Raw genomic sequence first — 22723 nt, 5'->3', positions numbered from 1 at the left:
TGATGGTCGACCATTCAACGTCCGCTTCACGGCGCCCATGGTGGTTATTTCGGCTTACCTAACGAAAGCCCACCATCGTAGACTATTCAGTGGAGAGAGGAGCTACCATCCATGCTTAATCCGCCCGGTGGCGCAGGTACGGCTCACCCCGCACCAAACGGTTGACGATCGATAACTCGAAGCGATAGCGAACCCCTTGGTCGATCCAAGCGTCAGGCAAGTCGCTGTTTGCGACGACATACCCGGCGGGATCGATCCAATCAATTCCGCCGCGGGATAAAAGCGGCATGACGCTCATCTCACGGTTTAGATAATCGGAAGCGGGCCGCGCGAGCCGGACATCGATCGCCAAGTCGACGCTGGATGTGCGCGGAGGCCGGATCGGCCGGCGTTCGTCCAGCCACGCCCGGATCGCCCTTGGATCCAACATTTCGTTGGGATCGACTCCGTCACCGCGCGAGGCATAATAGTCCAGCGCATCGCGTTCCGCTTCTGGCCGATCGACGGCATCGCCCCGTGCCAGCAGGAATGCCGCAACAGGGTCGAGCGTTCCCCAGCTGATTAGCTCCTTAAGCCAGAACGCGATCCACGGCAGTCCGCTACGAGGCCAGTCGTCGATCGTCATTGCATCGAGCGGCTGGCCCGCGGAATCGCGGTCGAGGAGCACGCCAATGATGCTGCCAAGACCCCAGCTTCCCCGGTGGATGAAATTCTCGGACACGAATTTGAACCAGTTGCCCAAGTCCTTTGCTGGTGGCTGACGTGGCAGGCTGGACTTGAACACCCACCAGCGAAGCAGCTTCTCCCATTCCTCGAAGTTCTTCTTGCGACCCAGCGTTCGCCCGATCCGGAATGCCGGAACCTCGGACAGCAGCGCGATAATGGAGCGCACGAAGGCGAACCGGGCTTCCGCTGGCCGCGACGCATAGTCCCGACCGCCGACCAGTGCGCCGCGAATCTCCTCGACGCGGTCGAGCAGGATTTCGCCCGAGCGCGGCGTAAGGCTCGTCTTGTAGAGTTGACGGCGCCGCGTAGGATCAGGATAGAGAGTCGCGATGGCTTGGCCTCGTGCGAGCCAGGTCTGCGCAAGGCGCTCCTCCTCATCGGCCGCGACATAAGCATAGGTCCGCTGCCAGATTTTCTGCAGTTCGCCTTCGATCTCTCCGGGCGCTAGGCCGCGCCCTAGCAGCAGCTCGACTTCCTGCAACGCAGTGATCAGGAGACCGTCGAGCGTGTCGAGCAGCGCGACCACAGCCTCGTCTTCCGCGTCGGCGTCGGCGATCGCTGTGGCATCGAGCCATTCGAGGAACTCATCGTCGTCGTCGCTGTCTGAGATGCTCTCCCAGGCCTCGCGCAACGCTTCCAAAAGGAGAGCCAGCGGACTGTTTGCTTCGCCTTCTTCAGCTGTTAAAGCACCCGAGGCCGCCAGCTCCGTCGCCTCTTCCAGTTGGCGGACAAGCTGTTCGTAACCGTTCCACTGCCGGTTCCACACGGGTTGTCGGCGCCCGCTGCGGCGCTCATACTCGCGTTCCGGCAAAACAACGAGCGTGTTTCCCTCGGTCGCCACTCCAGGGCGGCCCGCGCGCCCGATCAGGTTCGCGAATTCATTGACGGGCATCACGTCGTCGGCACGGCACACGCTCGGGATCAGCAGCGTGTTGACCGGGATATTCACGCCTTCGGACAGCGTCGACGTCGCGATCACGACGCGAACCTGCCCCCTGTCGATCGCAACCTTAAGGCGCCGCGCAAGCAGAGGCGGCATCTGCCCATGGTGCACGGCGACGCCTCTCGACAGCAAGCGGTACTCCGAGGACTTCCGTGTGAAATAGTCCTCGGCGGCGGCGAGACAGCGCTTCCAGTGCGGGTCCTCTTCGTCGATGGACCAATAATCGGGGAGGTCTTCGTCCTCCCACTCATCCATGAGATCCGCGCAGGTCGCGGCAAAAGTACTGACCGATTGGGTCAACGAGATCAGCACGCTTGGTCTGGTACCGTCAGGACGCTCCGCCGCAAGGTGAAGTGCGGCCCAAAGTGTTGGCGCCCGCATTCGTACTTCAGGTCCGGCTTCCACATCGAATCCGCCAGGCATGCGCCCAAATGGCTGCGGCACATAAGGCCGATCATCGGCGCGCTCGTCCTCGAACTCAAGCGTGCGGCCGTCCATTAGGTCGTAGCGGATATCGAATCGCCCGGACCGCGTAACCTCTAGTCGCCCGAGCATTTGGCGCGTGCTGCGGTGTATCGAGGTGACAGGTCCTGTCTCCGCATCGCCCGCGAGCCAAGACGCGATCGCAGGCGCTGCCTTGGCCGCCACCGCAGACAGCGCGATGACCCGAAAGCCCTTCTCCTCCTTGGCCCGCAGCAGCCGCGCGCTCAACTGCTCCAGACGCAGGGATCGTGATGTGCCGTCCGATAGACCTTGGACCCTTTTCGGATCCTGCTCGACCATATGGGCCTCGTCGATCACGACAAGCCTGACCCGGTCGAGAAACAGGACGCCGAGATAGCGAAGCAACGCATCGGCTTTCTCGAATGTGCATATCACCACCGTCGGCTGGTCGACCTGAACCCATGCATCGGTAGGTCCCCAATCGGTCCCACCATAAAGTCCGGTTACCACCACCGGCTCGGCAGCGACGCCGCGCAGATCCTCGGCGAGCCGGGTCTCTACCTCCGCCGCGAGCGCGCGCGATGGCACAAGGTACAAGACGAGGTTCTCGGCAGAAAGTGCATGCACGCGTTCCGCAAAGAGCCCCTGCACTGCGCCGAGCGTCGCAATTGTGGTCTTGCCCGAACCAGTCGGCGTGCACAACACGAAGGAATCGTCCTCGGCCAACCGTCGTATGCCCTCGGCTTGGGCGGGCCACACTAGCGCGCGCCGGTTCGCAAAGGCGGCACGGGCAAACTGGACCAGCGCAGCGTTTGCACGGGGGTTAGCATCGATCGCCAGCCGCTTGATCTGCGGCCACAGGCTGGTCTCGGCGAACACACGCGCCGTGGCAGCTGTCAGCCGCGCCAGTAGATAGGAATAGGGATCACGGCTATGGAGGAAGCCTGCCGCCAATGCTTCGAGCTTTGAGAGCGCGCGTTCGACGAGCGCGTCGTCCCCGGTCCGCATAAAGGCGCAGATCGTGCCGATGCACATCACGACATGCCGAACCGACGCGATCTCCAGATCGACAAGCTGAACGCTACTCCCGTCGATTTCCACGGTCTCGGGCCGCAACGTCCGCTCCAGCCCGAGGTTCCCTTGCTCCACCCAAAAAGTCTGGACCGCCGACAGCGCCGCGGAGAAATCCGCCCGAAGGAATGCGCAAAGCAGCTTCGAAATAGAATCTTCCGCAGGCACATGGCGCAGATGTCCGAGCGCCATCGCCGGGTAGCCAGCCAATTGATAAGCGGCAGCCGACAAGAGATGAGTCGGCGCTCCCTCCGGCCTGAGTGAGGATTGCGACAGCCATTCGAGTATTTCGGCGGCGCGCTTTACCGCCGGTTTCCACTCGCCGCCGCCTGCAGATCGCTCAATCCAGGCGGCCTCAAGCAGCAACATCGCCTCGTCGAGCCGAGCTACCCCTTCGTCTGCGGTGAAGCTTGCCAGGCCGTCCCGGCCCATGTCCCGACGGATGCGCTGGCTGTAGAGCTTGGCTTGCGGGGGCGAAAGCCGACTCCCTGCCAGTGAGCCCCGGATGTCGCGGGCAAGCGCGAGAGAGGCCTCGTTCGGCACCTAGGCTCTCCGATACAGGATGTCGACGAGGCCCTTGAGGTCCTCGAGCTGGAACTCCATGGCTTCGAGCCTGCGTTTGGCCGTGTAGGATGGATGCGGCGCCGCATGCGGAAGCCAGCTCACCCTGGCCGCCGGTTTTACCGGCCAATGGCCCACCGTATAGGACAGCCCGTCGCTGCGCTTGGCGGTGCGAAACCCCTCGCTGTAGAATGCAATCAGCCGGGCGACCCACTCCTGCGCCTGCGGGCTGTCATATTCGGAAAGCAGAGTGATCAGCTCACGCACCCCGCTCGGTCGGCGCTGCCCCGCGGAGAGCTTCTCATGCGCATCCTGAATCGTCGCCGCGTTGCTTGTGGTTAGGCACTTCGCCTCAAGCGTTAGAACGTGCGTGATCTTGCCGCTTTCGTCGATGCGAAACGCGATCGCGTCGTCACCGGTCCGTCCCGGTCGCCGCTCGGACACCGCGTCCGGAACGTGCGACTCCTCCATCAGCAGGCGCTCGTTGATCAGATCGAGATGTTGGAACTCTGTATCGTGAAATCGGAAAAGAAACGCGGGAACATGCCAGTCGGTATGGCCGAAGGCGCCAAAATGCTCGACTGCCAGGCCCGCCAGTGTCTCGCCGAGATAGCCCTGGAGCGTGATGCGATTGAGCATCGCAGGAAAATGCACCGCAGGGTCGTCGGCGGCGCCCTTAAATGGCGATAAATCGTCTTCGAACCCTTTTCGGATTCGCCGTCGCGCATCGTCAAGCGCTTCCTGCGCATAGGCGATCAACTCTTTGCGAACCGGCGAGAAATTGCCGTTCACCTCACGCCACACGCGCAGGCGATACCGAGGCGGAGCTGTCGGCAGGGTCTGGGCGGCTAGCCAAGCTTTGAGCGGTTTTAAGGTGACGCGAAGAAACCTGATCATGAGCTCTAATACCGCGTTGTGGCGGCCCAAATCGGAACTAGTTCAGGCATCCAAGTGCACCCTTTCTTATGCTAGCCTTGATTTCAGCGGGCTCACAAGTGCATTAGCGCCTTATTGGGGATAATCGTCGTCAGCCTCGTAACGGCACTGGCGCCACGCTTCGCTTTTTAGATGGCGATAGCCGACAGCGGGCTTGATAAGTTCAGGCACCCGCTTTCCAATATTTTGCTCTTGACCGGTCAAGCGACAGCAGGCATCGAACCGGCCACTCAGTCCTACTGCAGCGAACGACTGCTCACCGCCCTCTGCGATGGTCAGGCTTGTGTCGACGTTCTCGGCCCATTGCCGCCTCTCGCATCATTGAGTGCTTCGCTCCGAAGTAGCCACTCGGGCTCACCGCAGCGACAGGGCCGAGCAAGCCCTTTGCTGCCCTTCGCTAGGCGCCAGTGCCGCAGAGCTGCTCGTCCTACAGCCCAAGGACGGCGACAGTCACATGTCATGTAGCGTGCGGTCGGAGGCAGCCAAACACGCTGATCAATCAACGGGGATGTCGTCGCACGTTGCTTTCGAAAGCCGTTTCACACGCAACGACAGTTCGGTAGTGTAGCGACTAAGCGTTAAATTAATAGGGGTTAACTCTGCAATGGCTCTTTCAGAACTCTACGCAAACACGGGCGCAACAGGTTTCACCATAAATTTCTTCATGAATGCAGGGCCGCACCCCAGATCAAGCTATTTGGCTGCTCCGTTTTTCACGACGAACGACCCAATCAAAGCTCTGACCGACAAAGGAGCGGAGGTCCGGCTGATCATCCGCTTTTCCCCGATCACAACGCCACAGGCACTGCGGTTGGCGTTTGGGAATCCTCGGGTCAAGGTCCGTTATTTTACCGATTCCAAGTTTCACACGAAGCTCTATATCATCGACGATATAGCGCTCGTCGGGTCCGCCAACCTCACTCATGACGGCCTTCAGGCAAATCGGGAATTGTCAGTCCTATTGAGACAGGATCGCGATGAGGCCTTTAACGCGCTGCGTGGCCTCTTTGATGAGTTGTGGAACGACGCAGACGTTTTGAACGAAGAAGTGCTCCGTGAATATGAAAAGGCGTTTAAATCTAAAGGAAAGCCGCAAGATGAGAGCGCCTTCGAGAAGTTCATCCACACATTCGTAAAGCCTGCCGCACCCAAGAGCATCGTCGTTGGCAGCGAAAAGAAATCGAAAGAGCGCACTTTCATCCAAGAGTTTCGCAGAAAATATGATGAAATTCTGGTGCCTGCGCACCATGAAATCCTTGAAGTCGCCCAACAGCACGGCTTTGGACGCCCAGAATATGCAGGGCAAGACCCTCAGATTGAGATGGGAAGGTTCCTCGGGTGGCTGCGCCTGACACAAGGCAGCGGCGATGGCTGGCGAGAGACATCTTTGCTTAGCGACCCGAAAAACCGAGCCAAGCGGATCGCGGAATATGTGCAGATCTGGCAGTCTACAGACAATACCGTGAAAGGAGATATGTATCATGCATCTGCAGAGATCGAGAACATCGCGAACATCCGGACCTACCTTTGCGATCCAAACGAGTTAGCCCATTTGAGTTTTAACGACCTATTCCGATACCTTGCTGGCTGCCACGCCTTTTTCGAACGTCTTCGCTTTGTTTCCAAGAATATCGGGGCAGACCTGTCCGGCCTCGAACGGCTACGCATCGACTTCCAGACGAAGAACACCTTAGACGCGGTTGTCCGAACCGTTCGCTATCTTCTGTCAGGCACCGGCGATGCGATTGAGCGTGCCTATGACTGCGTATACGGCAGCTATAAGCTCTATGGATTCGGCGAAGCGTGTGTCATGGAGTTGCTTGGCTGGGGCGAACCGAAACGCCCTCCGTTCAACAATCGGTCAATTCGTGGTATCCGCTTGTTGGGTTTCGACGTGGAGCACTTGGTCGCTGGCGAATAGGGTAAACATGTGGCTATTTCCTGCGCCTCCAGTCACTCCGGCTGCGCACTTCTGCGTCAGCGGTCGTCCCGTCGAGACAGCAACTGATTGAGGCAGGTCCAACAGGAGTCACCCACACCGATTTCAAAGGCATCTTGAATGGCCGCTATCGGAATGTCCCCAATGTGGGCCCCTTCAACCTCAGCCATGAACCGTCTTGAGGAGTCCATTTTCTTCCAGAGGGCTCGAATCTCCCTTCCTGACTTAAGGCCTTCCCGCACCATTTCAGAGTCAATTCGCAACCAGATTGATCGCCCCCAAGAGCTTTTAAAGGGGATGAATTCTCCGATCGAGTTTAGTTGAACATCGGCTTCGTAAATCTCAAAATTAAAGCTAGATGGAAAATCGAAGAGGCTTACACCACCAAGAGAGCGAACAAAGGGCATACCTCCATATCTCTCGGCTTCTGGCAGAGGCGGGTCAACCATAATAAGCCCTGATCTGATAATGCCCTCGAAGCGTTCGCTAGACGTCGTGTGCCAGAAGCTACCTAAAAGATACTGCTCGATAAAGCCTTGAGCTGAAACCATCAAACACCTCCTTTGAAAGCTAAACTGCGCTGCTCTCTCAGCTTATTGGTAGTGGGAATCTTTTCCGTCAAGCACCATAATCCTGGCGCTTTAGATGGGGCTTCTACCATGTCCACGCTTAACTCCGCGTGGTTCGGGTTAACTGCTTCGGTCACTGTCCGCCAGGTCGGCGGCGCAGTGACCGCCAGCTAACTGCGCATCGCTTCGCTCCCGGGGCGCGACGCGAATGGCTGCTATCGCTTGTTTCTGCGGATGCGATGCCGCAGCCTCACAGACCGCTCTCCGCCCTTACCGACCAGTGCGACGCTATAATCCAACCCCCCACGGCCGTACCTTCGGCATTGCTCCCGTCACATCTACCTCCCTCAGCATCCCGCCCGCCTTCAGCCCGTCCCGCACCCAGTCCAACGCTTGCCACCAATCCTCGTAGCCACGCCGTGCCGATGCAATCTGCTCCGGGTGCGGCCGCCAGGTGACCGGGCAAGCGAGGACCTCGACACTGCGCCAGCGTCCCCGATGCAGTACGCGTTCGACGCCCACCACGATCGTCGTGGACCGTTCGCCATGCTGATTGCGCTTGGTTTCCACCGGCACGCAACGTGGCACGGCGCCTGGCAGCCAGTCCGGTGTCATTCCACCACGGGCGATCTCTGCGACGTAGATTGCCATGCGCTTGCCGCCCAATCTGTCGGGCATTCCGGCAAGGGTTGCGGCCACGACTTCGGCATCGGCATGGGTGTAACTGCCCATCTTGTGCTGTCCACCATCCACCTTGCACCCCAGGCGGGCACGCTGGATCAGCACGTATTCCATGCCAAAGCCAAAGCCTCCCCCGTCGACATCCCGCCGAACCGGCAGCTCGAGTTGAGCCTTTTCCACCCGGAACGCCCATTCCAGGATCGCCTGCACGCCCAGCGCGCGCTTTGAAGACGCACTGTGACGGATCGGTCTTTGCAGGGTCATCGCACCCCCCGTTCGCGCAGGCGTTCGGCGGTAACCAGCCCCCGGCCCAGCATGGCATCGCGCATGGTGTTGTTGATCGCGCTGACCGGCAGGTATCCGTCCGCGTTGACGATCTTGGCGTAGAATGCGGGCAAGTCGGTGATCGGCTTTGCCGCCGGTGCCGGTTCGGATTTGCGTTTACGCCGTTTCTGCCCGGCTGCTTCGACCTTGCGCTGGGCGGCGCGCTGCATCGCCCGGTCCAGCGCCTTCGGCCCATCGGGCGGTGCAGGATGCTCCTGGCGGGACGCCTCAGCCACCGTGACGATTTCCGCCTCCGTCAGCCCCAGCTCGTCGCGCCAGCGCTGGACATGCAGCCGGGGCGGCCAGCCTTGCCACCAGCCGGGCAGGGCGGCGGGGTCGAGGCCCAGCGCTGCCAGCACTTCCCCGAAAAACTGATCAGAGATCGCCGCGCAGGCTTGCGCGCCCTCCTCCTCCTTTACAGGTTTACTTAGGGGTTCTCTTACAAGGTTAGTCTCCGGATTCCGGAGATGGCTTTGGGCAAAATCCGGAGATGGCTTTACCGAAAATCCGGAGATGGCTCCATGTCCGGATTCCGGAGTTGGATCGCCCCCTCGTTCCCCGTCGGTTCCTTCAAAGCCGTCTCCGGTTTCCGGAGTTGGCTCTGGTGGAAATCCATCCTCGAACCCCAGGATGTAGCGTGTGGCCTGACGCTTGTGGGTGCGGGGATCATGGACTCGGACCCGGTGGATAAGGCGCGATTCCTCGAGCCTTGCGAGGTGTTCGTTCAGCGCCGAGATCGACATTTCCGCATCGTCGGCGAGGCGCGCCTGCGTCGGAAAGCAGCCGAAGTCCGGGTTGTGCCGGTCGCAAAGGAACCAGAGCACGATCTTGGTGGCAGGTTTCAGCCCGCGCTGCTGGATGGCCCAGACGGTGGCTTTATGACTCATGGTGCCGCCCTCCGCGCCGGGCGGACACAGCTGGTGAAGCCATGATCGGCCAAAGCGCCCAGCGCGTCGTCCAGGCTGCGCACCAGCGCCCAACCGAAACCCTGTGCCAGCACGCCATCGCGGAATGCTTCCTGGTCGGGGCGCAATCGACCCTTGGGGGACTTCAGTTCCAGAAACAGGATGCGCCCGTCGCAGATCACCATCAGATCGGCAAAACCGGCATGCACGCCCATGCCAACGAGGATTGCCTGACGCTTTGCCCCGCGGGGGCCGGGTTCGGTGACCTCGTTGGCGCAGTGGTGGATGATGGCGGTGCGGGGCAGGGCGACGCGCAACGCCTGCACCACGGCGCGCTGAAGATCGGCTTCGGGTGTGCCACGACGCGTCATCGTGCGGCCCTCCCGTTGTCTTCGCGCTGGGCGCGCCGCACCGGACGCCGTGCGTCGATCACAATCAGCAGCACGCGGGCGTCCTTGCGCTCGGCAGCGGTGTCCCCATGGGTTGCCAGGACATTGCAGGCCAGGCGGATCAGGTGGTCGCTATGATGGGCGACATCGGCGATGACGGCGCGGGCCTCGGCAACACGGTCAGCGGGCCAGTCGGATTTGCGGGGGTGCAGATACATCACCGGCGCCCTCCGACACGACGGCGACGCGGGGCGGCCTGCTCTTGCTCCTCCAGCCATTCCTCGACGGCGGCGCGACGGTAGTAGACCTTCCGCCCGGCGCGGACGGAAGGAGGACCGGTGCGCTGGGCCTCCCACCGGCGCAACGTGTCAATCGACAGGCCGAGTTCCACGGCGAGATCAAGACGGCTGATCCAGCCGACCAGCAGCGTTCGGGGTTTGTCCTTCGGGTCTGGCATCGATCCAAGGCGTGGCATTGGGGTCTCCCTGTTCCAGGCCCCTTCGACGCTGTGCGTCGGGGGGCGTTTGCAGAGAGCAGTGAGCGCAGGGCCGAAGGGGTGGCGGGAAGGCGCAGGGTGGCGCAAAGGAACGCCCCCTCGCGCCACCCCTTGTTTTATTGGGTTTTGCGCGTCGGGCGGCGTAGAGGGCGGCCGGGCGGGCAACCGTGGCCGACAAGCCAAATGGACGCCAAAGCTGCAAACACCTGCGAACACCCGGATTTACAGGTGATTGACCAGCATTGGCGGGCAAAGAGGGGGTGGCATCCGGCACGGCACCCCTGCCACCCATTGATTTGCTTGGGGAATTTACAGGTGCGGCATGCCTTACATCGGCGATTCCAGCCTAGCGGACGGCATGTCGGGCACCGGAGAGGCCGAGGGGTAGGGTCGGGCGCGCCGATGATCGGCCCCGCCAACGCTGAATTCTCAACAAAACAAGGGGTGGCGTAAGGAGAGCGTCCTTTCCGCCACCCTGCGCCTTCCCGCCACCCGAGCTGCCATGCTTGCCTTGATAGTGCGGCGGAACCACGCCTCATGTCGGATGCAAGAAGGATCCAACGCATGCCCGAACGCATCAAGCTGCCAGTTCGTTCTAAACTCACAGAAAAAGTGCTCCGCGAGGCCGTGCCCGTTGTCGGGCGCGACTATCAGATTTTCGACACCGATGTGCGCGGGTTTGCCGCCTGCATTTATCGTGGCGGCGGGCGGGCCTTCACCCTCGATTATCGCCATGCCGGGCGGCAGCGCCGCATGACCTTCGGGCGCTGGCCGGAGTGGTCGGTGTCGGCGGCGCGCGAGCGAGCCAAGGAAATCCGCCGCGAGATCGATGCCGGTGCTGACCCTCTGGCCCAGCGCGGGGCGCTGCGCGAAGCGCCGCGTGTGGACGATCTGATCGAACGCTACTGCGCCCAGCACCTGCCGAAGCTGGCCGAGCGCAACGCGTCTGATCAGAAGTCTGCGCTGGCCAAGATGGTGGCCCCGGTCTGGGGCCGGAAACTGGTGACGGAAATCACCTCGACCGACGTCGATAAGCTCTTGAACAAGATTGCCGAGGGTCGGCCCCGGCCGCACAAGGAAAAGCCCAATAACCGCGCCAAGAAACTGCAGCCCTCAAAGCCAACGCCAGTGCGCGCCAACCGCATCGGGGAGGTGTTGCGCAAGATGTTCACCTTGGCGGTCGAGTGGGGGTGGTGCGAGGACAACCCTGCCCAGCGCTTCCATCGTCGGATTGAGACAGCGCGGGAGCGGTTCCTTTCGAAGGATGAAATCAACAGCCTCGCCGCAGCCCTCGATGCTGCCGAGGACCGCCGCGCTGCCGACATTATCCGCATGTGCATGCTGACCGGCGCTCGTCTGGGCGAGGTGCGGCAGGCCCGGTTCGAACAGTTCAACCTTGAACACATGAGCTGGTCAAAGCCGCCCGCCATGACCAAACAACGCCGGGTGCATCGTGTGCCGATCTCGGACGAAACCGCCAGCATCGTGCGCCAGCGCCAATTGGTGGTGCCGCGCGGCACGCCGTGGCTGTTCCCCAGCGACACGCCCGGCCAGCCGGTGCAGGAGGTGCGGCGGTTCTGGGCGCAGATCCAGCAGGAGTGTGGGCTGCAGGAAGTCCACATCCACGACCTGCGCCACACCTTTGCATCCCTGCTTGTCAGCGGTGGCGCTTCACTGGAAATGATCGGCAAGCTGCTGGGCCACAGTCAGATGCAGACGACCCTGCGCTATGCCCACCTGATGGACTCGCCCCTGCGCGCCGGGGTGGACGCGGTCGCCAGCGCCTTCCGGCCAAAGCCCCGGTTGGTTCACGATGCCGATGATCAAGGTGGCCGAAAGACCGCGTGATCCGGACAGGCACGGACCGAGATCATCAAGCGTCCCCGCGTTGCAACGCTCTCCATATCGGCGTGATCCGCCGCCGGATGCTGCGACTATCGGGCATCTTCTTGCCGTCCGACCGGTCCGCGAACCACTCCTGCATCTCGGCAACCAGGTCGGCTTGGGTGTCGGGCAGACCGTGATCGAAAATGCGCACGATCAGCGCGATGTTCATCCCTTCCCAATCATAGGAAGTTGAAACTCCGGGCCCGGCCGCCACACGTCGGATCATGTCGTTCTCGTCCTCGAAGGCGTGAACCTCTTCGGCCATGATCACCATATCAGCCACCGCCACCGTTATGCCGCACACTGGATCGGTGATCAGCAACCAATCCTGACGCCCGGCAGGCTGAATGCGCCGCATGATCCCTTCGGAAGGCCCCGTTCCGCAACGCCGGAAAAGCGGCATCAACTCCATCGGCGACAAGGTAACCTTGCCTGCGATGACCTCGTCGCCACAACGGACCGCGGTAATGCCCGTCAGGATGCGGAACCTGCCTGCATCGGCCCACCCCGCGACATCTGCGATGTTGCACCCCCATCGCGCTGAGGTTTCGTGAAGGGTCAGATAAACGCGGGCGGGCAAAGCCATCACTGAAACATCCTCTAATGAACCGAGGATGATGTGTGCTCAAACCGCCTGCAGTCCGCGCCTCGACGGTGCGGGGTAAGTGACCGGACACAACGACATAAGAGGCGCTGTCGCGCCTTCAGCCGCTGAAACTGCTTTTTCCGATAGACCTGTTTTGCTTTTGGTTGAGGACTGCTCTCCCCAACGCCGAAAGCCCCTGTGGCAGCAGAGCGCCATGATCGAGTTCTGATCCCAAGATCCGGTTGGTCGCAGCAGTCCGGCTGGCCGCTCCGCCGCAGGCCGAGAGTGTCGGATGGTGTACACGATCGAAAGTGGACACGATGGCAATGGGATGTGCCGAGCGACCCCGAGCCTTCTGCGGCCATAGCGGAACCGGTGGCGCAGACCTTACGGACCCAGTGGATTGAGTTGATGCCGATCCGTCAAACCACTTCTGTCGCCATCCACTGCGACAGCGTTGCCTCTGGGCGTGACGCGCATGAAAGTGCTTCGGCCTCTGTGTAAACGACCCGCATCCTTATCCTGCTTGAAAAATCCAGGACCTGCTCGAGCACCCTGGCCAAACCAAACTGTACGTCGTCTCGAACAAGGACGACGCTGAGGGCTTCGGTGTCGAATTTCCGAAGCAGGGAGCTTACGCTCTGCACAGCAGCGAAAATCTCGGAGAACGTTGCTTGGGCGACTGTGACCCCGCGGGTGTCCACCAGCATGACATATTCGGATCGGAACAGCTCGTGCTTGACATACTCAACGAAGGACTGGCGGCAATTCGCGACGTTCATTTCCCCGACGAACTGAAACAAGGCCAAGCGCTTTTCTGGGAGGATTGTCAAACTGTAGCTCATTTCGCGGACAACCTCTCCCGATACTATCGAGCGGAGTTAGTCTTGAAGCCTAGCCACACTCCAGAACTCCTCCGACGCCGATCTAGCCCTGGGCCACACGATCCTGAGCCTATGTCGAATCGATGTTTCCCGAGATTGGCGCTTCGCGAAACAGCATTTCCTGCTCATGCCCGCGAATTGTAAGCCTTGTGACTTTTCGGGCGAAGACCGGTCAGAGTTTGTCCGGTCAGGGTTGAAACGGATTTCGCCAGACAAGCTGGCCGTGTCCAACGTTCCGAACTGACCAGGTCCACGGAAAATTCTGCTGCCAAGGTCGGCCAACCGAACCGCATGGGAGCCTAACGCTTCCAAGCAAAGGTAGTCTGAAATTCAGGAGTTAGGCGCTTGGCGCCCACCGGCAGGACCGCAACGCGGGGGAAACGGGAAGGCAATAACATTCCGGGATGCATTGTCGGTGAGGTCTTCGGCCGCGATGCTCCGCGCGGCTTCGATCGCCACCGCAATCCGATCCAGGCCGTTCAGCTTGGAATACTTCGCCATTTCTTGCAGCATGTCGCCAAGCCAGTCATGTGCTGCCATAGGGAGTCCCCGTATTCTCTTGAGTTTCTAACGCTGCTGGAATGCCACCAGGTCGCCAGTCGGCTGCCTGTCCGATTGATCAGCGGTCTTTGGCTCGGAACGACAGAACGGCAGGATACGACCGGGGATGGGCTTTGTCGTTTTCAGCTCGCGGGCGGCGGCTTCGAATGCCTTTTCCAGGATCGGGTAGAGGTGGGAATGACCGTTTTTGGATGCATGGGCTTCAAGCTCGGTCAGCAATTCAACTAGCCAGTCATCTTTCACGACGTCCTACTCCCGGAATGCCAGCCCGCACAGGGCGACCTGTGTGAAATGACCTACCGGAGCAAGGTTAATCCATTCTTAACTGTCGATTTGTGACTGATCGTTTTGTGTTCAAAGCGCAATTTGTCGCAACGCGATCGCCAAAATAGCTGGATGTTCCGTCAAAGGTACGCACATGCAGGGATGCCGCGACTTCAATCAGCGCGTGTGCCGTATCAAACCGACCGTCATGTTCGGCGACCATCGCCGCGATCAAAGTCCTGTGGATGTCATTATTCGTGTGCACGGGTAACCTCTTGCCAATAGGTTACCTTGTGCGCTGATTCCCTTAACAGCCGGTTAACGGACGGCGCGCCCACTTCAGGTAGCAGGACTTGTGGCAAGTCGTCGCATATATTGTGTGATGCACCGAAGAGGATTCTCCACCGCACCAACTGGAAAATCGTGCGTTCGGTGCGCAAGCTATCAAAGGTAATTGCGAGGGGGCCATGCATCCATCAGGTTTGGTCGATGAAGCTTTCCTGCCTTGCTCCTTGGATAACCAGTTTTCCGCAGCTCAGTAGAAGGGCATGTGCATGTCTCACCAGGATCAACTGATGGTGCTCGAGCTCCAGATGATCGAGGCGCGTAATTCGGCCGCAGTGCTGGTGCTGGACATCGCCCGTGCGATGGCCACGACGCCTGCGCGACGCGCTGAACTCAACGTCATCCTGGACCAATCCATTGCATCTGCCAGCCCACCGCAGGCTCGCCTGGCGCGCCTTGTGACTGAGGCATTGCGTAGGGAGTAGATGGAACACCAGCCGCTGCGTGTCGCCAATCGTTGCCATGTCTCTGTGGCGGAAATATGGGACGTGAGTGCTGGTGTCGTCTCCGGATTGGGCCGTTCAGTGGCGTCTGATCGCATCGTCGCGCGACAGAACAAGGTCGCAGACGCCCACGTTGTCAGCAAGGAACTAAATGCCCGACAGGTTTGCACGTCGGCATCCGTGGCGCCAACCCGCTGTGCAAACGCTTCTGACGCGCACGCCCAAACTGCCGCATTTCTTTCAGCTTCAGTCTACCGTGCAAGGTCAACGGGAAATTCCAGAGGTTGCGGCCCTGCGCTGATGGCGGCAAAGTTCTGGTCCGCCCGCTTTGCAGAGCCCGACAGTTCATCACCCGTGATAGCATCGATGTGTCCGGCGTTCAGGGCAACGTACCGCGTCATGTCATACAGCACTGCGTCGATCCAGGTATCCGTTTCCATGGTCAGTTCTTCCCGGTCAGGCCCCCAACCACTCTGGTGGTAACCCGCTAACGTAAACCGATGATGAATCCCCTCCGCAAGACATCAACCCAAAGATGTATTGACCTGTGGCCAAGAAACCAGCCGGGTTCGAGCTGGGTGGGTCTGTTCATTGGCCTCAGCTTGACCAGAGGTCGCCCTGTTCGTTTTCTGAGCCAAAACCTGCGCGATCTTTGCCGCGGCGAACTGGACCAGGATGACAATTGAGTGGCGGATCAAGAGGCGTCCTGGTCGGGCCGTGTTTCAGTCTGATCCTTTGTCGTATGCCGACCAGCGACCGACTGGAGGGCATCCGCAAGTTCGATCAGTGCTTTCGCAGTATCCGGGTGTTTTTCGCACTCGGCAACCGCAGCTGCATGTCGGAGCTTCCTGGCGTGTTCGATCAAATCCATTGTTCTGCCCCACTTTTCACTGATGCCCTCGCGAACATTGGAAAACTCTAATTCAGGATTTTCTTGACGTCGTGGTCGCAATGCAATGTTCGGCGGATTGCTGCCAGAATAAGACCCGAGGAAAACGCGTTCTCCGTCTTTCGCATTAGCCCGATTGGGAGGACCGCTTGCCTCGGGATCAGTTGTTGTACCACCGGGGGTCGGCCTGCAGTTCAGCAGCCTTTGCCAGGAGGCTTAGACCCGATCAGGAATTCAGTCAGTGCTTCGTCATCATGAAGTTGGCGGTAAACGCGTCAACGCTCATGCCTGCACCAAACAGAAATCCCTGAACTTCATCGCAGCCCTGGTCCTGCAGCCATTCCCGTTGAGCCTCGGTCTCAACGCCCTCGGCCACGGTGCGCAGCCCCAACGCACGCGCCATTGCCAATATCGCGCGCACAATCGAGTCCGAGGCACCAACGCCCGCACCCAATCTGGCAATGAAGCTGCGGTCGATCTTCAGTTCTCGCAGCTGGATGAGGTGCAAGTAACTGAGGGAGGAGTATCCTGTGCCAAAATCATCCGCCGAGATGTCGAACCCTTCGGCTAAGATCGATCCCATATTGGCCTTGCTTGTCGGGCTCATGTCCATGAGCGCACTTTCCGTCAGTTCAATCAGAACGTCGTCGGGGCCGATCCGGTTTTCATGGAAACGCCTGACCAGCGCATCCCCAAATCCACTCCACCTGAGGCTTTCCGACGACAGATTGATCGACACACGAAGGTCGATGCCTTGCTGCTTCCAGGCCGCTTTGATCCCCCCCAACATATCCACGACGCAGAGGTCGATGCTTCGGACAAGGCCTGCCTGTTCCGCAACCGGGATGAACTCGCCTGGGCCGATCGACTGAAGCAGGGGGTCATTGCAGCGCAAGAGCGCCTCCGCGCCAGACACCCTTGCTGGCTCGTTGAGGCTGAACTTCGGCTGCAGGACGAGAGAGAAAGTCTTGTCGCGAAGCGCCCGTTGCAACGCCTGCGTGACCTTTGCTTGCTGAGACATCTGCGCCCGCAGCGACGATGAGAACACGACGTGCTGGTTTCTGCCGTTGCCTTTTGCCTGATACATCGCGAGGTCGGCATTGCGCAGCATCTCGTCCGCATCGTTGGCGTCTCTTCGGAAGATGCTCACACCAAAACTCACCGTCAGGTAGACCTGACCACCATCGATGAGGAAAGGCCGTTCCAGCTCCTGAACCAGTGGGTCGAGAACCTCAGCAGCGCTTTCACCGGACTGCAATTGATGCAGGAAAGTGAACTCATCACCTCCGATTCTGGCCATGGTGTCGGACGTGTTCTGGTGTGAGGCGATGCGGTGCGACAGTTCCAGCAAAAGCTTGTCGCCATTGAAATGGCCATAGGTGTCATTGATCTGCTTGAAGTTGTCGATGTCCATGAAAACGAGCATCAACTCGATCGTGTTGCTGTTGGCCAGACGAATGGCGGCTTCAAGGTATTCACGGAAGAGTTCGCGGTTTGGCAGGCCAGTCATCTGATCGTGCAGGGCTGCGTATTGTGCTGCTTCCGCCGCGCGGGCCAGAGAGTGCTGGAATTCGGCCTGTGCCGTTATGTCGGTCACCGAACAAACGACGCGTATGGGACTATTGGTGTCCAGAATCGGCGCAACGTTTACCGAAATGATGCGGTTCCTGCCGTCTGGCCTGACAATCCTCAGGCGAATATCCCGGAAAGCTATCCCCTGCTCGACCGCCCGAACAAACGGAAAGTCATGCTCGCCGAGTGGAGAACCATCCGGCGCCGTGATCTTCCATGATGGGTCATCATGAGTGCGCCCGATCATCTGGTCTGTTGTCAGGCCGAGAATGGCTTCGGCCTCTTTGTTCACGAACAGAACCACACCGTCACCATCAAGGGCAAGGATTCCGGAAATGCTGGTCTCAGTCAGTCGCAGAAGAAAATCCCGTTCGTTCTGCAAATCTTTTTCCAACGATTTTCGAGCGGATATGTCTCCGTGAACGCCAGACATGATCACCGGTTCGCCGGAAGCCGAGAAGCGAGTCACTCGCCCCCGCGACAGGACCCAGACCCAGTGACCGAGACGATGGCGCATCCGCAATTCATTGGAAAAGAGGTAATCTCCTACTGAGAATTGGGCTTCATGGGCAGATTCCATGCGCTGCAGATCATCCGGATGCAAAAATGCGCGCCACTGTTCAACGGAAACCGGATCAAGTTCTTCCTTCGTATAGCCGAGCATTTCTGCCCAGCGTTCGTTGATGTGGATTACTTGCGCCGGAAGGTCGAAACGCCATGTCCCCAACTCGCCACCCAGAATGATCTCCTGGAGTTGCTGGGCGATGTCTTTCTGTTCGGTCACGTCCAAGGCAACGCCGACCACTTGGCCTGGTTCATCCGGGTGATCGGCAATGACCTCCGAGACAATCCGGACCCATCGATATTCGCCGTCATTTGCCAGAATGCGGCACGTGGTGTCCTGTACGACCTCGATAGGTTCATCTGTGGATTTTACCCGGGCGTCAAAGGTTGGCAGATCCTCCGGATGCACGAGCTTCCTGAGCTCGGCGTGTCGAAAATCCATTTCCGAATTCAAACCAATTTGCTCAGCGAGCCGACCCGACAGATGGACGCTCTCGCCACCGCCGTGTGTGGATCGTTCCTCCCAAACTCCACCGCCCGCGGCATCGAGTGCAAGACGAAACCGCCGTTGGAGTTGAAGGGTTTCCCTCAGTGTCTGGTTGATCCGTCCCCAAGCGTAGCTCAAGATAATCCACAGAAACAATGAGGTAATTGCCACGAACGCCCAGCCCTTGTAGGTCTGGAGCAGCTCATAGTGGGCATACGAATCCGCAACCAGGACCAGGAATCGATCACTGGCAAAGATATAGATCGTGCTTATGGCGGCATAGGCGCCCGCGACGACTAAGGGCATCGAAACTGCCGATCGGTACTTCTTTCCCACCGAAACCCTCACTCGCCGCTGCGCTGGCAGGTCGGTAACACGGATGCTCAATTCATGAGTGCAGCAAACTTGAAACCAGACCTACTCCGGTAGCTGGTGTGACGCATTGATCGCACCGCCAAAAGGACAGTTAGTCCGGTGGGGTCAGCGGGACAAATTCTCGGGTGGTGCTGGACAGCTTTGACCTGCCCCTGTCGAGGGCACGCCATCTTTGCCAAGTGCAGGTTGCCGTTTGCTTCTTTCTTTCGCGGCGCCACATCCGGAAACGAGGACGCAGGTGCCAATCACAGGCCTTGTTTGAACACCGATGCAGGGCCGGAAACCATGACCGGATTCACCAGTAATCGGCTTCGGCGAGCTTGTTGCGTCCACATTCCGAGGCTAGTGACGCAGAGGCATGACCTCGCCCGTCCCGTCAGCCGACCACCAGATCCTCGGCCTTGCGTCCGGCTTCGATCGCCTCGACGAACCAGAGCGGCCGCCGCCCACGCCCGGACCAGGTGACGCTAGGGTTTTCCGGGTGCTGGTATTTCGCGGCGGCGGGATTGCGCGTGGCCTTGACCTCGACACCTGCGAGATCGGAAAGGCTGAAGCCCAATTCCCTTGCGCGGGCTTCGAGCGCCACGCGGGCTTCGGCTTTCTTCCGGTCCTCGAAACCGGAAATCGCTTTCGCGACATCCTTCTGCAATTGCTTCAGGTCCTTGAGCGACAGTGCGTTGATGTTGAAGTCAGCCATTTGGGCCCCTTATCCAAAAAGTTCTGCCGGGAAATAATCGCCACATTGCGGACTTGCAATGCCCGGCTGTCAAATCGGCGATGCGGCGGCAATGGAATCTTCCGACCAACTGCCGCCGCGTTGAATGGCATTCCCAGACTCTGCCAGAATTGCCACGAGATTTGCAATCGTTCTGGCAGCGCCATCACCAGCAAATGCAAGATATTCACGGTGCCTGCAGCCGGGAACACACCCGCGCCTGATCCCGCAGCACGGCATAATCCGCCAGCCATTCGCCGATCACGGCGTCCTCCGGCAGTGCCCCAACGTCATCCGCCGCCCGCGCCTGCTCTGACCGGCTATACTCCACCACCGGCGGACAGACCCCAGTGCCGGGATCAAAACCGCCCGTCGCGCATCCGCTGAGCCAGAGCATCAGCATCACGAGGACGACGGCTGGCGGCCTCCAGCATCCGGCGTTGAATGTCATGGGTTCTCTCCGATGTTGAAAGACGTTCACCGACATCGCCTTCAGCGAGGGCGAATTCGCCAAATGATACGGACCCGCATCAAGCAGGCCCCGCGATGGCGGGGCTTGCTTGCGTAGGAGGGGCGGTAATCTGCGCTTCGGTGAAACGGCTTTTCCTCATCTCGTCTGCTCCGTCAGGTTGGGCAGACTCTACATCAGACTGAGGGAACTTCCGGGGGGCAGGTCAGCCGGCATTGGCGGGCAAAGAGGGGGGCATCCGGCACGGCAGCCCTGCCACCCGTTGATTTGCTTGGAAATTTGCAGGCCTGGCGTGGCTTACAGCACCGATTTCCAGCTGGCGGGCGCCAGGTCGGTCACTGGAGAGACTGACGGGCAGGCTGACGCGCGCCAAGGATCGGCCCGTGCAGCGCTGAATTCTCAATGAAACAGTGGGTGGCGCAAGGAGGGCGACCTTTGCGCCACCCTGCGCCTTCCCGCCATCCTCGCATCGAATACCCGCCCGTCGGCCTTTGACACCGAACTTGTGAAGGATCCCGCCTGTGGGATTGTTCAGCCGCCCGGCCCCGACCAGGAAGTCAATGAACCTGGCAAGTGCGGTGGCCGCCTGCTGAGCGTGCAGGGCCAAGACGGCCGGACTTGGTACCGCTGCGAGCATTCCGAGCATTGCGGCAATTTCCTGCCTGCCTGTTCCGAATTCGGCGCAGCACTTCCGCAGCGGGAAACGGGTGCGCCGCAAGCCAAGTGCAGTTGTGGGAAAGCGCACCCCGGTTGCCCGGAATGTGCTGATGGTTGGCTTGTCGAACGAACTGGCGGACCATTCGACAGCGCGGCGCGACCCCTTCACCAACCCCAGCAGAACGCCCACATCGAACGCTTTAACCGCATCGTCAGGCTTGAATGGCTCGACCAATACATCATCGAAAGCATCGAGGAGGCCCAATATCACTCCACACAATGGCTTTGGACGTACAACAACGACCGCCCGAACATGGGCACCGGCGACATTCCCGCCGCCCAAGAACGGAAAATGGCCGCGTAAGCTCTAAGAATGCGCCCCGTCAAAAATGGGGGAGTTACCTGAGGGGGCTTGCGCGACGACTGAATGAACCAAGTGAAATCAGTGGGCTGGTGAAGGGGCTTGTGGAAAATTAACCTGGATTGCGTGATTTTACTGGCAGACCGCTGCGGCCCTGCGTTAAGATTATCAAAGGCTGGGGGGCCTTTTGTTCGGGATTGCACATGTTCAAAATTCTCCTCGCCGCGCTTCTGGCTGGCACTTGCATGGTTGCGCCGGTGGCGGCACAAGAGCGCACAACGCTTGGCACTGTGCGCCTGTTTACCAACGACGCGTTGGGGGATGGCCACGACCGCTGGCGCTCGGGTTCCTACAGTATCAGCAAACTTCGCGGTTCTGGCTGGACCGGCAGCCTGCCGGGCACGCCCGGTGACTTGCTGGAATACCGGCTGCGCAGCGAAATCATCTCGCCCACCGATCTGGTGGCGCCGCCGCCGGGCGACCGGCGCTATGTCGGCGCGCTGGGCCTGGGGCTGTTCACGCATTTTGCCTGGGGCGCCGCCGAGGTCAGTCTGGGCGGCGAACTGGTGTTGACCGGGCCGCAGACCGGCATTGGTGGCTTTCAGCGCACTGTCCACAACATGTTGGATCTTGATGCGCCGCAAGTGCTGGGCAACCAGATCCCGAACGGCTTTCACCCCGCAGCGCAGGCCGAGATCGGCCGCAGCTTCGCGCTGGGCGACAGCGTGACGGTTCGGCCCTTTGCGGCGGCACAGATCGGGGTGGAAACGCTGCTGCGGGTCGGCGGCGATGTGGTGATCGGCGGTCTTGGCCGGGGCGGGCTGTTGGTGCGCGACAGCGTGACCGGCCAGCGGGTCGAGGGCATCGGCGGCAGCGATGGCAAGGGGTTCAGCCTGACGCTGGGCGGCGATGTGGCGCAGGTATTCGACAGTATTTACCTGCCCGACGGCGGGGCTGCCGAACTGGCCGACAGCCGCAGCCGGTTGCGGATGGGGGCGAACTGGCAGGGCGAGAAATCAGAAGTGTTCTATGGCGTGACCTGGCTGGGCCATGAATTTGTCGGCCAGCCCGACGATCAGGTTCTCGGCTCGCTGAAGTTGCGTCTTCGATTCTGACCGACTGTTGCCCATCTGCCATAGCCAATCAAGCCTTCGCCTGTTAACGTTTCTGATGAGGCGGATAACCGTCCGAATACAAAAAGAATAAACGAGCAGGCAAACAGGCATGAAAACGGGCTCTCGCGGCACGTTTGTCATATCTTGGTCACAGACAGAAACAGACGGCCTGCGGGCTGCACCTATGGACGTGCTGAACACCGGTGCCACCTGGCGTTGGATCGGCGAGGCGCTGAAGGTGGACGGGTTGCAGGGCCCGCTGATTCTGGAAGGGGCCGAGGGGGCAGCGGATCTTCGCAGGCGGGCGGCGCGCATGGTGCGTCGGCTGGTCGGCATGGCCGTGGGCCAGGGCAAAGACGCGCCCGAAGGCAGCCCCGACACGGATGATGACGGCATGCCCGAGCAGGGTTTCATCGTCACCGACGGGCACCAAAGCTATCAGGTGACGCTGATCGACGTGCGCGACACCGGCGCGCGGCTGGCGATGTTCGTGGATTCCGTGCCGCCGGCGGATATCGACCTGTGGGTGGTGCGCGCCTCGATCGACCGTGGGCCGCGCGGTGCC

20 protein-coding genes and 2 pseudogenes are annotated in these 22723 nt (G+C 60.3%); 6 read left to right on the top strand and 16 right to left on the bottom strand.

The features are described 5' to 3' along the window. Positions 1-115 precede the first annotated feature (115 nt). Both RSW2DRAFT_RS13905 and RSW2DRAFT_RS13900 read right to left on the bottom strand, forming a co-directional pair. Entirely contained in the window at positions 116-3727 is a 3612-nt protein-coding gene (locus RSW2DRAFT_RS13905) for a DEAD/DEAH box helicase (RefSeq protein ID WP_008032003.1), read from the bottom strand. Further along, positions 3728-4642, bottom strand: coding sequence for a hypothetical protein (locus tag RSW2DRAFT_RS13900; RefSeq protein WP_008032001.1), 915 nt, complete (start codon positions 4640-4642; stop codon positions 3728-3730). Positions 4643-5285: 643 nt separating this feature from the next. Between RSW2DRAFT_RS13900 and RSW2DRAFT_RS13895 the strand changes: the two genes are divergently transcribed. After that, on the top strand, positions 5286-6602 hold the full coding sequence (locus RSW2DRAFT_RS13895) for a phospholipase D-like domain-containing protein (protein WP_008031999.1): 1317 nt from the start codon (positions 5286-5288) through the stop codon (positions 6600-6602). 56 nt (positions 6603-6658) lie between these two features. On the opposite strand, the gene RSW2DRAFT_RS13890 is transcribed toward RSW2DRAFT_RS13895, so the two are convergent. From RSW2DRAFT_RS13890 to RSW2DRAFT_RS13865, 6 genes are all read right to left on the bottom strand, one after another. Next, positions 6659-7171, bottom strand: a complete 513-nt coding sequence (locus RSW2DRAFT_RS13890) for a hypothetical protein (RefSeq protein ID WP_040672267.1) — start codon at positions 7169-7171, stop codon at positions 6659-6661. Between the two features lie 306 nt (positions 7172-7477). Continuing rightward, on the bottom strand, positions 7478-8134 hold the full coding sequence (locus tag RSW2DRAFT_RS13885) for a hypothetical protein (protein WP_008031997.1): 657 nt from the start codon (positions 8132-8134) through the stop codon (positions 7478-7480). Continuing rightward, a complete protein-coding gene (locus RSW2DRAFT_RS13880) occupies positions 8131-9081 on the bottom strand; it encodes a helix-turn-helix domain-containing protein (protein ID WP_008031995.1) in 951 nt (316 codons plus the stop codon). Before RSW2DRAFT_RS13880 ends, RSW2DRAFT_RS13885 begins: the two co-directional genes overlap by 4 nt. Beyond that, entirely contained in the window at positions 9078-9470 is a 393-nt protein-coding gene (locus tag RSW2DRAFT_RS13875) for a hypothetical protein (RefSeq protein ID WP_008031993.1), read from the bottom strand. Before RSW2DRAFT_RS13875 ends, RSW2DRAFT_RS13880 begins: the two co-directional genes overlap by 4 nt. Then, entirely contained in the window at positions 9467-9706 is a 240-nt protein-coding gene (locus RSW2DRAFT_RS13870; protein WP_008031991.1) for a hypothetical protein, read from the bottom strand. The genes RSW2DRAFT_RS13875 and RSW2DRAFT_RS13870 overlap by 4 nt, the downstream gene beginning before the upstream one ends. After that, positions 9706-9963, bottom strand: a complete 258-nt coding sequence (locus tag RSW2DRAFT_RS13865; RefSeq protein ID WP_008031990.1) for a helix-turn-helix transcriptional regulator — start codon at positions 9961-9963, stop codon at positions 9706-9708. The genes RSW2DRAFT_RS13870 and RSW2DRAFT_RS13865 overlap by 1 nt, the downstream gene beginning before the upstream one ends. Positions 9964-10548: 585 nt before the next feature. Between RSW2DRAFT_RS13865 and RSW2DRAFT_RS13860 the strand changes: the two genes are divergently transcribed. Beyond that, on the top strand, positions 10549-11832 hold the full coding sequence (locus RSW2DRAFT_RS13860; RefSeq protein WP_008031988.1) for a tyrosine-type recombinase/integrase: 1284 nt from the start codon (positions 10549-10551) through the stop codon (positions 11830-11832). 25 nt (positions 11833-11857) lie between these two features. Here the strand turns inward: RSW2DRAFT_RS13860 and RSW2DRAFT_RS13855 are convergent, their stop codons facing one another. The 4 genes from RSW2DRAFT_RS13855 to RSW2DRAFT_RS18025 form a co-directional block, all read right to left on the bottom strand. Continuing rightward, positions 11858-12457 carry a hypothetical protein gene (locus tag RSW2DRAFT_RS13855; RefSeq protein WP_008031985.1) on the bottom strand — a complete coding sequence of 200 codons (600 nt, stop codon included), beginning with the start codon at positions 12455-12457 and terminating at the stop codon, positions 11858-11860. Positions 12458-12879: 422 nt separating this feature from the next. Then, positions 12880-13302, bottom strand: coding sequence for a beta-N-acetylhexosaminidase family protein (locus tag RSW2DRAFT_RS13850; RefSeq protein WP_008031983.1), 423 nt, complete (start codon positions 13300-13302; stop codon positions 12880-12882). A 369-nt stretch (positions 13303-13671) separates the two neighbouring features. Further along, positions 13672-13881, bottom strand: a complete 210-nt coding sequence (locus RSW2DRAFT_RS13845; protein WP_008031982.1) for a hypothetical protein — start codon at positions 13879-13881, stop codon at positions 13672-13674. A 27-nt stretch (positions 13882-13908) separates the two neighbouring features. Then, on the bottom strand, positions 13909-14145 hold the full coding sequence (locus RSW2DRAFT_RS18025; RefSeq protein WP_008031980.1) for a hypothetical protein: 237 nt from the start codon (positions 14143-14145) through the stop codon (positions 13909-13911). 596 nt (positions 14146-14741) lie between these two features. Between RSW2DRAFT_RS18025 and RSW2DRAFT_RS13835 the strand changes: the two genes are divergently transcribed. Beyond that, positions 14742-14936 (top strand): hypothetical protein, encoded by a 195-nt coding sequence (locus tag RSW2DRAFT_RS13835; RefSeq protein WP_008031977.1) that lies wholly within the window; start codon positions 14742-14744, stop codon positions 14934-14936. Positions 14937-15205: 269 nt separating this feature from the next. Here RSW2DRAFT_RS13835 and RSW2DRAFT_RS13830 read toward each other — a convergent pair whose 3' ends face one another. The 4 genes from RSW2DRAFT_RS13830 to RSW2DRAFT_RS13810 form a co-directional block, all read right to left on the bottom strand. After that, the gene (locus RSW2DRAFT_RS13830; RefSeq protein ID WP_008031975.1) at positions 15206-15394 is read right to left on the bottom strand and encodes a hypothetical protein; all 189 of its coding nucleotides are present in this window, start codon (positions 15392-15394) and stop codon (positions 15206-15208) included. Between the two features lie 687 nt (positions 15395-16081). After that, positions 16082-18772 carry a sensor domain-containing protein gene (locus RSW2DRAFT_RS13820; RefSeq protein ID WP_156790728.1) on the bottom strand — a complete coding sequence of 897 codons (2691 nt, stop codon included), beginning with the start codon at positions 18770-18772 and terminating at the stop codon, positions 16082-16084. 445 nt (positions 18773-19217) lie between these two features. Continuing rightward, positions 19218-19538, bottom strand: a complete 321-nt coding sequence (locus tag RSW2DRAFT_RS13815; protein WP_008031971.1) for an H-NS histone family protein — start codon at positions 19536-19538, stop codon at positions 19218-19220. Between the two features lie 205 nt (positions 19539-19743). Then, entirely contained in the window at positions 19744-20007 is a 264-nt protein-coding gene (locus RSW2DRAFT_RS13810) for a hypothetical protein (protein WP_008031969.1), read from the bottom strand. Between the two features lie 844 nt (positions 20008-20851). Here RSW2DRAFT_RS13810 and RSW2DRAFT_RS17515 point away from each other — a divergent pair. From RSW2DRAFT_RS17515 to RSW2DRAFT_RS13795, 3 genes and pseudogenes are all read left to right on the top strand, one after another. Then, a pseudogene (locus RSW2DRAFT_RS17515) lies at positions 20852-21046 on the top strand (integrase core domain-containing protein); the annotation flags it as partial. A gap of 200 nt (positions 21047-21246) precedes the next feature. Beyond that, positions 21247-22158, top strand: a complete 912-nt coding sequence (locus tag RSW2DRAFT_RS13800; protein ID WP_008031967.1) for a lipid A-modifier LpxR family protein — start codon at positions 21247-21249, stop codon at positions 22156-22158. Positions 22159-22342: 184 nt separating this feature from the next. Then, positions 22343-22723, top strand: a pseudogene (locus RSW2DRAFT_RS13795) (Hint domain-containing protein); the annotation flags it as partial.

Origin of the sequence: Rhodobacter ferrooxidans, from assembly GCF_000176015.1 — a bacterium.
Taxonomy (GTDB): domain Bacteria; phylum Pseudomonadota; class Alphaproteobacteria; order Rhodobacterales; family Rhodobacteraceae; genus Pseudorhodobacter_B; species Pseudorhodobacter_B ferrooxidans.
The sequence above is the reverse complement of the archived record's forward strand: the minus strand, read 5'-3'. Positions and strand labels throughout refer to the sequence as shown.

Bases quoted from the DNA above. Each gene is read 5' to 3' on its own strand.
- RSW2DRAFT_RS13900 (WP_008032001.1), bottom strand. From the start codon at position 4,642: ATGATCAGGTTTCTTCGCGTCACCTTAAAACCGCTCAAAGCTTGGCTA.
- RSW2DRAFT_RS13895 (WP_008031999.1), top strand. From the start codon at position 5,286: ATGGCTCTTTCAGAACTCTACGCAAACACGGGCGCAACAGGTTTCACC.
- RSW2DRAFT_RS13890 (WP_040672267.1), bottom strand. From the start codon at position 7,171: ATGGTTTCAGCTCAAGGCTTTATCGAGCAGTATCTTTTAGGTAGCTTC.
- RSW2DRAFT_RS13885 (WP_008031997.1), bottom strand. From the start codon at position 8,134: ATGACCCTGCAAAGACCGATCCGTCACAGTGCGTCTTCAAAGCGCGCG.
- RSW2DRAFT_RS13880 (WP_008031995.1), bottom strand. From the start codon at position 9,081: ATGAGTCATAAAGCCACCGTCTGGGCCATCCAGCAGCGCGGGCTGAAA.
- RSW2DRAFT_RS13875 (WP_008031993.1), bottom strand. From the start codon at position 9,470: ATGACGCGTCGTGGCACACCCGAAGCCGATCTTCAGCGCGCCGTGGTG.
- RSW2DRAFT_RS13870 (WP_008031991.1), bottom strand. From the start codon at position 9,706: ATGTATCTGCACCCCCGCAAATCCGACTGGCCCGCTGACCGTGTTGCC.
- RSW2DRAFT_RS13865 (WP_008031990.1), bottom strand. From the start codon at position 9,963: ATGCCACGCCTTGGATCGATGCCAGACCCGAAGGACAAACCCCGAACG.
- RSW2DRAFT_RS13860 (WP_008031988.1), top strand. From the start codon at position 10,549: ATGCCCGAACGCATCAAGCTGCCAGTTCGTTCTAAACTCACAGAAAAA.
- RSW2DRAFT_RS13855 (WP_008031985.1), bottom strand. From the start codon at position 12,457: ATGGCTTTGCCCGCCCGCGTTTATCTGACCCTTCACGAAACCTCAGCG.
- RSW2DRAFT_RS13850 (WP_008031983.1), bottom strand. From the start codon at position 13,302: ATGAGCTACAGTTTGACAATCCTCCCAGAAAAGCGCTTGGCCTTGTTT.
- RSW2DRAFT_RS13845 (WP_008031982.1), bottom strand. From the start codon at position 13,881: ATGGCAGCACATGACTGGCTTGGCGACATGCTGCAAGAAATGGCGAAG.
- RSW2DRAFT_RS13835 (WP_008031977.1), top strand. From the start codon at position 14,742: ATGGTGCTCGAGCTCCAGATGATCGAGGCGCGTAATTCGGCCGCAGTG.
- RSW2DRAFT_RS13830 (WP_008031975.1), bottom strand. From the start codon at position 15,394: ATGGAAACGGATACCTGGATCGACGCAGTGCTGTATGACATGACGCGG.
- RSW2DRAFT_RS13820 (WP_156790728.1), bottom strand. From the start codon at position 18,772: ATGCCCTTAGTCGTCGCGGGCGCCTATGCCGCCATAAGCACGATCTAT.
- RSW2DRAFT_RS13815 (WP_008031971.1), bottom strand. From the start codon at position 19,538: ATGGCTGACTTCAACATCAACGCACTGTCGCTCAAGGACCTGAAGCAA.
- RSW2DRAFT_RS13810 (WP_008031969.1), bottom strand. From the start codon at position 20,007: ATGACATTCAACGCCGGATGCTGGAGGCCGCCAGCCGTCGTCCTCGTG.
- RSW2DRAFT_RS13800 (WP_008031967.1), top strand. From the start codon at position 21,247: ATGTTCAAAATTCTCCTCGCCGCGCTTCTGGCTGGCACTTGCATGGTT.